The 7860-nt window shown below is 72.3% G+C and carries 9 protein-coding genes; 5 read left to right on the plus strand and 4 right to left on the minus strand.

What is annotated here, in order from left to right; translation table 11 throughout:
- Nucleotides 1-2 precede the first annotated feature (2 nt).
- Nucleotides 3-680 carry a DUF2306 domain-containing protein gene (locus D9V37_RS11610; RefSeq protein ID WP_121806297.1) on the plus strand — a complete coding sequence of 226 codons (678 nt, stop codon included), beginning with the start codon at nucleotides 3-5 and terminating at the stop codon, nucleotides 678-680.
- Between the two features lie 9 nt (nucleotides 681-689).
- On the plus strand, nucleotides 690-1772 hold the full coding sequence (locus D9V37_RS11615; RefSeq protein WP_121806298.1) for a DNA polymerase domain-containing protein: 1083 nt from the start codon (nucleotides 690-692) through the stop codon (nucleotides 1770-1772).
- A gap of 21 nt (nucleotides 1773-1793) precedes the next feature.
- Here the strand turns inward: D9V37_RS11615 and D9V37_RS20885 are convergent, their stop codons facing one another.
- Nucleotides 1794-1925, minus strand: coding sequence for a hypothetical protein (locus tag D9V37_RS20885; RefSeq protein ID WP_269778377.1), 132 nt, complete (start codon nucleotides 1923-1925; stop codon nucleotides 1794-1796).
- A 97-nt stretch (nucleotides 1926-2022) separates the two neighbouring features.
- Nucleotides 2023-3513, minus strand: a complete 1491-nt coding sequence (locus D9V37_RS11620) for an MFS transporter (protein WP_232524875.1) — start codon at nucleotides 3511-3513, stop codon at nucleotides 2023-2025.
- A gap of 119 nt (nucleotides 3514-3632) precedes the next feature.
- Between D9V37_RS11620 and D9V37_RS11625 the strand changes: the two genes are divergently transcribed.
- Complete coding sequence (locus D9V37_RS11625; protein WP_121806299.1) at nucleotides 3633-4181, plus strand: TetR/AcrR family transcriptional regulator; 549 nt, start codon at nucleotides 3633-3635, stop codon at nucleotides 4179-4181.
- 63 nt (nucleotides 4182-4244) lie between these two features.
- Here the strand turns inward: D9V37_RS11625 and D9V37_RS11630 are convergent, their stop codons facing one another.
- Both D9V37_RS11630 and D9V37_RS11635 read right to left on the minus strand, forming a co-directional pair.
- On the minus strand, nucleotides 4245-5279 hold the full coding sequence (locus tag D9V37_RS11630; RefSeq protein ID WP_121806300.1) for a DUF695 domain-containing protein: 1035 nt from the start codon (nucleotides 5277-5279) through the stop codon (nucleotides 4245-4247).
- A 38-nt stretch (nucleotides 5280-5317) separates the two neighbouring features.
- Nucleotides 5318-5866 carry a hypothetical protein gene (locus tag D9V37_RS11635; protein ID WP_121806301.1) on the minus strand — a complete coding sequence of 183 codons (549 nt, stop codon included), beginning with the start codon at nucleotides 5864-5866 and terminating at the stop codon, nucleotides 5318-5320.
- A gap of 56 nt (nucleotides 5867-5922) precedes the next feature.
- On the opposite strand from D9V37_RS11635, the gene D9V37_RS11640 reads away from it, so the two are divergent.
- Both D9V37_RS11640 and D9V37_RS11645 read left to right on the plus strand, forming a co-directional pair.
- Nucleotides 5923-7005, plus strand: coding sequence for an ATP-dependent DNA ligase (locus tag D9V37_RS11640; protein WP_121806302.1), 1083 nt, complete (start codon nucleotides 5923-5925; stop codon nucleotides 7003-7005).
- Between the two features lie 5 nt (nucleotides 7006-7010).
- Nucleotides 7011-7793, plus strand: a complete 783-nt coding sequence (locus D9V37_RS11645) for an SMP-30/gluconolactonase/LRE family protein (protein WP_232524876.1) — start codon at nucleotides 7011-7013, stop codon at nucleotides 7791-7793.
- Nucleotides 7794-7860: the final 67 nt, after the last annotated feature.

Raw genomic sequence — 7860 nt, forward strand, 5'->3', positions numbered from 1 at the left:
ACATGACCGAGAGCGCGGGCCCGGCAGCGCCCCGCTACCTGCGTCCGCTGACGGCGGGGGTCGGCGTGCTGCTCCTGGTCATCGTCGGCTTCGCGGTCGTGCGCGTGGTCACGGACTGGCCGCACATCCTCGACGGCACCGTGCCGGCCGACGACTTCGCCAAGCGGTACGTCGCTCACCCGTGGTTCGGCTACCTCCACATCGTGCCGGGCCTGGTCTACCTGCTGGGTGCTCCGCTTCAGCTCTCACGCCGGTTCCGGACGCGTCACTACCTGCTGCACCGCCGGCTGGGCCGGGTGCTGGTCGGGTGCGGTGTCCTCAGCGGTCTGCTGGCGCTGGTGATGGGCGTGCTCTACCCGTGGGGGCACGCGACCGAGTCGGCGGCCACGGTGGTGTTCGGGACCTGGTTCGTCGGCTGCCTGCTGCGGGCCCTGTGGGCGATCCGCCACGACGACGTCCCCATACACCGTCGCTGGATGATCCGCGCGTTCGCGGCCGCCACCGGCATCGGGACGATCCGGCTGTGGGTGGGCATCTTCACCGCGATCGTGCTGGCCACCACCGACGTCGAGACCTTCCCCGAGCGGGTCACCTTCGGCATCGCCTTCTGGCTGGGCCTCTCGATCAACGTCGCCGTCGGCGAGTGGTGGCTGCGCCGGACCCCCGATCTCGACGGCTAGTCTCCGAGCATGGCGAAGCCGCCCGCAGCCGAGGTCGACGCGGGCGGGCGCGCCGTCCGGGTCTCCAGCCCCGACCGGGTGATCTTCGAGGCCACCGACGCCACGCCCGAGGTCACCAAGGTGATGGTGGCGCAGTTCTTCGCCGACGTCGGCGACGGGCTGGTGCGGGCGCTGCGCGAGCGGCCGACGGCGCTGGAGCGGTGGACGTCCGGCGTGCGGCCGGGGATGAGGCTGGCCACCGGTCCGCAGGACAAGGACGCCGACGCGTTCTACCAGAAGCGGGTGCCCAAGGGCGCGCCCGACTACCTCGAGACGGTGAAGGTGGCCTTCCCCTCGGGGCGTACGGCCGAGGAGATCTGCCCGACCGAGATCGCCGTGCCGGTCTGGTGCGCGCACATGGGCACGCTGGTCTTCCACCCCTGGCCGGTGCGGCGCGCAGACGTGGACCATCCCGACGAGCTGCGGATCGACCTCGACCCGCAGCCCGGCACCACCTTCACCGACGCGGTCCGCGTGGCGGGCGTGGCCAGGGAGCTGCTCGACGAGCTGGGCATCGCGGGGTTCCCGAAGACCTCGGGCAACCGCGGCGTGCACGTGTTCGTGCGGGTCGAGCCCCGCTGGACCTTCGAGGAGCTGCGCCACGCCGCCATCGGCTTCGGCCGCGAGCTCGCCCGCCGCGACGACCAGGTCACCGTCGACTGGTGGAAGGAGGAGCGCGGCGAGCGCATCTTCGTCGACTTCAACCAGAACAACCGCGACCGCACCATCGCCTCGGCCTACTCGCTGCGTCCGCTGCCCGGCGCGCCGGTCTCGACGCCGGTCACCTGGGACGAGCTGGCCGGCCTCACCGACCCCGGAGCGTTCAACCTCTTCACCGTCCCCGAGCGGATGGCCGACGGCGACCCCTGGGCCGCGATCGACGACGTCGCCCACTCCCTGGACCCGCTCCTCGAGCTCTGGGAGACCCTCCCCGGTGGCGAGCTCAACTGGCCCCCCGACTACCCGAAGATGCCCGGTGAGCCGCCGCGCGTGCAGCCCAGCAAGAAGGTCGCTGAGCACTGGGACGCGGACGGCAACCGGATCGAGCCGTGAGGCCGGGGCGGCTGCCTTGACTCAGCGTCGGTACTGACGGATCGCCATGTAGACCGCGATGACCAAGATGACGACCAGCAGCACGGTCAGGTGGTGCGACAAGAAGATCGGATGCAGGCCGCGCAGCCCTCGCATCACGACGTCGGCGCTCACGGCTCGAACCTACGTCGTGCGGCCTGGCGGGGTAGTCCAGAACGAGTGACACCGTCCACCCGCGGATAGTTGGTGTCACTCGTTCTGGACTAGGCGCTCAGGCGGGGGCGAGGGCCGCCTGACGCCGCGCACTCACGTGCATCGCCGCGGCGACCAGGAAGGTCAGGGCGGCGAAGGTGGCCGAGGCGTCGAAGGCGGCGCCCAGGCCCGGGACGAACTGGCCCGGGATGCTGTGGCCGGCGTAGACCGAGACGATCGTCGCGACGCCGACGGCGCTGCCCAGCTGCTGGGTGGTCTGCAGCAGGCCGGAGGCCGATCCCGCGTGCTCCGGCTCGACGCCGCCGAGCGCGATGGCGGTGATGGGCATGAAGCACAGGCCCATCGAGATGCCGATGAGCAGCATCGGGCCGAAGACGCCGGTGAGGTAGGTCGTCGTGGCGTCGACCTGGGAGAGCCACAGGTAGGAGACCGCGGCACCCAGCCCGCCGGCCATCAGCAGCCGGGTCGGGCCGAACCGCCCGACCAGGCGGGGGCTGATGCGCGACATGGCGAACACGGCGAGCGAGAGCGGCAGGAACGCCAGCCCGGAGGCCATCGGGCCGAAGCCGAGCACGCGCTGCACGAACTGCACGACGAGGTAGAACATCGACAGGTTGCCGCCGACGATCAGCGCCATCGCCGCCAGCGCTCCCACGCGACGTCGGTCGCGCACCAGCACCGGGGCCACGAGCGGGTGGCTGACGCGTCGCTCGGTCACCGCGAGCGCGGCCAGGAGCAGCGCGCCGACCGCCAGACCGCTCATCGTGCGCACCGAGACCCAGCCGTGGGCCGGGGCGCCGATGAGCGACCAGACGATCGCGACCGCGCCGCCGGTGGCGGTGAGGGCGCCGACGACGTCGAAGCGGCCGGGCTGACGCGCGGTCTCGCCGACGTAGCGCCCGACCAGGGCGATCACGACCAGGCCGATCGGGGCGTTGATGAAGAGCGTCCAGCGCCAGGACCCGAGGTCGGTGAGGGCGCCGCCCAGCAGGAGCCCGAGCGACAGCCCGCCAGAGGAGACGGCGCCGAACAGCGCCAGAGCGCGCAGCCGCGACGGCTCGTCGGGGGCGCTGGTGGTCAGCAGCGCCAGGGTGCTCGGGGCGGCGAGCGCGGCGCCGACGCCCTGGAGGACGCGGGCGCCGACCAGCATCTCCGGGGTTAGCGCGAGGCCGCCGAGGATGGAGGCGAGGGTGAAGACGGTCAGGCCGAGGCGGAAGGCGCGGCGACGCCCGAACGCGTCACCGAGGCGGCCACCCAGCACGAGGAGGCCGCCGAAGGCGAGCGCGTAGGCGTTGAGGACCCAGGAGAGGTTGGCGCGGTCGAAGCCGAGGTCGGCGCTGATCCGGGGGAGCGCGACGTTCACGACGGTCGCGTCGAGGATGAGCATCAGCTGGCCGGTGAGGACCAGCGCCATGGCCAGGCCCGGCCGCTCGGGGCGGGGCCGGCGCGCCAGCCGGGCGCCGGTCTTCTTCATGGGGAGGGGACGGCGGTGCTCGATGACGGCGATCGGGCGCTCGAGCGGGTTCCGAGAAGCAGTGGAGACGGTCACGCGAGTAGTCCTGTTCTGCCCGGTCCGGGCGAGGTACTCTATGGGTTCCGGAGAACTTCTCCGGTTCGGTCAGAACAATACGGAGACTGTCTCCGTTTAGCAAGTGTGAGGACGCGACGATGCGTGCGGACGCCCAACGGAACCGTGAGCGGATCATCGAGGTCGCTCGCGCGATCTTCCGCGAGCAGGGCTATGACGCCTCGCTCGACCTCGTCGCCAAGCAGGCCGGCGTCGGCGCCGGCACGCTCTACCGGCACTTCCCGAACCGGGAGTCGCTGGTCGATGCGGTCATGCAGGTCTGGGTCGACCGGGTCAACGACACCGCCGGCAAGGCGATGGCCCGCGAGGGCGCGCCGCGCGACGTGCTGGTCGGCTGGTTCGCCGACTACGTCGCCCTCATCAGCCTCCACAAGGGCGGGCCGGCCAAGCTGACCTGCGCCATGGGCGATGAGACCTCGCCCATCCGCACCAAGTGCCAGGTGCTCTCCGAGGCGATGCGCACCGTGCTGAGCGACCTCGAGGACGACCTCGTGGTGCCGGTCGACGCGCTCCAGGCGTGCCGGCTCGTCGGCGGCGTCGCCACCGTGGCCGACCAGGCCGACCTCGACGCCGAGGCGGTGCGCCCGATGCTCGAGGTCGTGGCCGACGGCTTCCTCGCGCGGGGTTAGTCCAGATCATGGAGCACCGCTTCCAGGTCCCGAACTGGTGCTGCTTGATCTGGACTACCCCGGTCAGGCGCTCAGGTGCGCCACGCCGGCCCAGGTCGGGTCGGGGCGTGCGGTGACGACGGCCGTGCCGTCGGGCCAGGTGCCGGCCAGCGCGCGGACGCGGTCGACGGCGTCGGAGGTCTCGTCGACGTAGGCGTGGATCGTGCGCAGGCCGCCGGCGGTCTCATGGGCCACCAGGCGGCCCTCGGCGGCCAGCGTAGCGGCCACCTGGTCCTCGAAGGCGCGCAGCGAGGCCAGCGAGTGCTGGCCCGGCAGGCCGTCGGAGAGCATCTCGGCGAACGGCACCGCCACCGCGACGTGCACGGCCAGCGAGGGCGCGGTGGCCGGGTGCAGCGGCACCTGCACCGAGGCCAGCAGCGGGCCGTCGGGGGTCTCGCCCTGCAGCAGGATCCAGGCGGGCCGGCCGTCCTCATCGACGTGGTCGGCCGCGTGCTGCTGCACCACCGAGCGCAGCGCCGTCAGTCCGAAGCCGTCGACCAGCGGGTGCTCGGTGGCGGTGGTGGTGCCGATCCACAGCTCCACGTCGTCCTCGCCCAGCGTGAGGTCCAGGGCCAAGAAGGCGACCTGCAGGCGCGCCGGCTCGATGAGGTCGGCGAACCGCGGGTGGTGCACGACGACGTCGAAGCGCAGCCCGTTCAGCCGCGCGGTGACGCTGACGTCGCCGAACGCGACGGCGCCGCCGATCGAATCCAGCCGGACGGACTCCGGGTCGGTGCGCGGCAGCCGGTGGTCGGAGTAGGACCAGGTCTCATCGGAGGCGGGGGCGGCGAGCAGCCACCGCCGCGCGGTCGCGCGCAGGTCGGGGTTGCCGGCGGGCGTCACCACGAGCACGTACGTCGACAGCTCGCCGGGCGCCACTTCCCACGACAGCTCGGAGTGCACCGTCGAGACGGCCTCGGCCAGCGGCTCGACGGTGCCCGCGGGCTCGCCGGCGGCCAGCGCGCGCGAGGTCAGCGTGCGTCCCTCCTGGTCCCACCAGCTCCAGAACGCCGTGGGGTCGCCGCCACCATCGGGTCGACCGCGCCGGCCCCACCTCATCGGGCCCACCTCATCAGTCGGGGCTCATCGGTGCGGGCTCACAGGCCGGTGACGCCTTCCTCGCCGTAGCCCTCCGCCTGCTCGTCGAAGGTCTCGGCCTCGAGCAGGTGCAGCACCGGGACGCCGAGCTTGCGACGGGCGCGCGAGGTCCAGTCGAGGTGGAAGAACTCCGAGACGACGTGCGAGCTGGTCATCACGATCACCTCGGCGGCGCCGAGCTCGCCGACCTTGGCGACCAGGCCGTCAACCGGGTCGACGCTGACCAGCTCGCCCTGCACCGTCGCGGCACCGGCGTCCTGCAGCGCCGTGACGGAGTCCTGCAGCGCCTTGCGGGCCTGCGTGACCAGCTCGTCCTGCAGCTCCTCGACGTCGAGCTCGGGCTGGATCAGGCCGGTCGGCAGCAGGTCGCCGGGGCTGCCGAGCGCACCCATCGCGCTCTCGACGCGGACGGCGGCGTCGTCGACCGGCAGCAGCAGGTGGTAGCGCACCGTCTCCGGCAGCTCCTCGTGCAGGCTGCGCACCTGTTGGGCGTCCAGCGCGCTCAACGGCTGCTCGATGAGCAGCACCACGTCGTAGTCGTCGCTCATGCCCAGCACAGTAGTGCCCTGGCCGGGCAGGGCCCGCGGCGACTAAGAATGGGCCCGTGAAGCTGCCCGTCATGCCCCCGGTCAAGCCGATGCTGGCCAAGTCCGTGCCCGAGATCCCGGCCGGGGCCTCCTACGAGCCGAAGTGGGACGGGTTCCGGGCGATCGTCTTCCGCGACGGCGACGACGTCGAGATCGGCAGTCGCAACGAGAAGCCCATGACCCGGTACTTCCCCGAGCTGGTCACGGCGATCCTGGCCGAGCTGCCCGAGCGGTGTGTGCTGGACGGGGAGATCGTCATCGCCACCGACGCCGGCCTGGACTTCGAGGCACTGCAGCAGCGCATCCACCCCGCCGTCTCGCGCGTCACCCTGCTCGCCGAGCAGACGCCCGCCTCGTTCGTCGCCTTCGACCTGCTCGCCCTCGGCGACGACGACCTCACCGACCGCCCGTTCGCCGAGCGTCGTGCGGCGCTGGAGGAGGCGCTGGCCGGTGCGCGGGCGCCGATCCACCTCACGCCCACCACCACCGACCTCGAGGTCGCGAACCGCTGGTTCGTCGAGCTGGAGGGCGCCCATCTCGACGGCGTGGTCGCCAAGCCGCTGACGGGCGCCTACCAGCCCGACAAGCGCGTGATGTTCAAGATCAAGCACGTGCGCACCGCCGACTGCGTGCTGGCCGGGTTCCGCTGGCACAAGACCTCCACCGAGGACGCGCCGCTGGTCGGCTCGCTGCTGCTCGGCCTCTTCAACGACGAGGGCCGGCTCCAGCACGTCGGCGTCGTCGGGGCGTTCACCGCGAAGCGACGAGCCGAGCTGGTCGAGGAGCTCGAGCCGCTGGTGCTGCGTGAGGGCGAGGAGCATCCGTGGCAGGAGTGGGCCAGCGCCGAGGCGCACCAGGGACAGCGGCTGCCCGGCAACGTGAGCCGCTGGAACGCCACGAAGGACCTCTCCTTCGTCCCGCTGCGTCCCGAGCGGGTGCTCGAGGTCAAGTACGAGCACATGGAGGGCAGCCGCTTCCGCCACCTCGCGCACTTCGTGCGGTGGCGCGAGGACCGCACGCCGGCCTCGTGCACCTACGAGCAGCTCGAGCAGCCGCTCACCTACGCCCTGGACGACATCGTGCCCGGCCTGGGGTCCTGAGCGGCGTGGAGACCTTCGCCGCCGGCCTGCGGATGGGAGAGTCGCCGCGCTGGCACGACGGCCGGCTGTGGGTGTGCGACTGGCTGGCCGGGGAGGTGATCTCCTTCGACGACCACGGGTCCTCGCGGGTCGAGGCGCGCGTCGAGGGGCTGCCGTTCTCGATCGACTGGCTGCCCGACGGCCGGCTGGTCCTCACCTCGCCCGCAGGGGTGCTGGTCGGTCCGGAGCTCGCCGTGCACGGGGCGGCCGGGCAGCCCTTCAACGAGATCGTGGTCGACGCCGCCGGCCGGGCGTGGGTGGACATGCCGGGGTCGAGACCGGGCGAGCCGAGACGACCAGGCGTCGTGGCGGTCGTCCTGCCCGACGGCTCGAGCCGGCAGGTGGCCGACGACGTGTGGTTCCCCAACGGCATGGCGATCCTCGAGGACACCACGCTGCTGGTGGCCGAGTCTCACGCCGACCGCATCACGGCGTGGCGGATCACCGACGAGGCGACGCTGGTCGAGCGCCGGGTCTGGGCCGAGCTCGGTGCGGGCGAGGCCCCCGACGGCATCTGCATCGACGCCGACGGCGCGCTCTGGTACGCCTCCGTCCCCGGCCGGCACTGCGTCCGGGTGGCCGAGGGCGGTCGCGTCCTGGCCACGCTCGAGGCCGACCGCGGCTGCTTCTCCTGCGTGCTCGGCGGCCCCGACGGCACGAGCCTCTTCGTCGTCGCCAACGAGTACTCCGCTGCCGGGGCCTCCGACGGAGTCGTGCTCACCGAGCAGGTGGCGGTGGGCCGTCCCTAGTGTCGCGAGTCAGACAGTCACTTTCGGCCTCGCACCCTGAGCACGCGCCTCGCTGCGTTGGCAACGC

Source organism: Nocardioides mangrovicus (assembly GCF_003674065.1).
Lineage (GTDB): Bacteria > Actinomycetota > Actinomycetes > Propionibacteriales > Nocardioidaceae > Marmoricola > Marmoricola mangrovicus.

Excerpts from the sequence above, each read along its gene's own strand:
- D9V37_RS11610 (WP_121806297.1), top strand. The coding sequence starts at position 3 with ATGACCGAGAGCGCGGGCCCGGCAGCGCCCCGCTACCTGCGTCCGCTG.
- D9V37_RS11615 (WP_121806298.1), top strand. The coding sequence starts at position 690 with ATGGCGAAGCCGCCCGCAGCCGAGGTCGACGCGGGCGGGCGCGCCGTC.
- D9V37_RS11625 (WP_121806299.1), top strand. The coding sequence starts at position 3,633 with ATGCGTGCGGACGCCCAACGGAACCGTGAGCGGATCATCGAGGTCGCT.
- D9V37_RS11630 (WP_121806300.1), bottom strand. The coding sequence starts at position 5,279 with ATGAGGTGGGGCCGGCGCGGTCGACCCGATGGTGGCGGCGACCCCACG.
- D9V37_RS11635 (WP_121806301.1), bottom strand. The coding sequence starts at position 5,866 with ATGAGCGACGACTACGACGTGGTGCTGCTCATCGAGCAGCCGTTGAGC.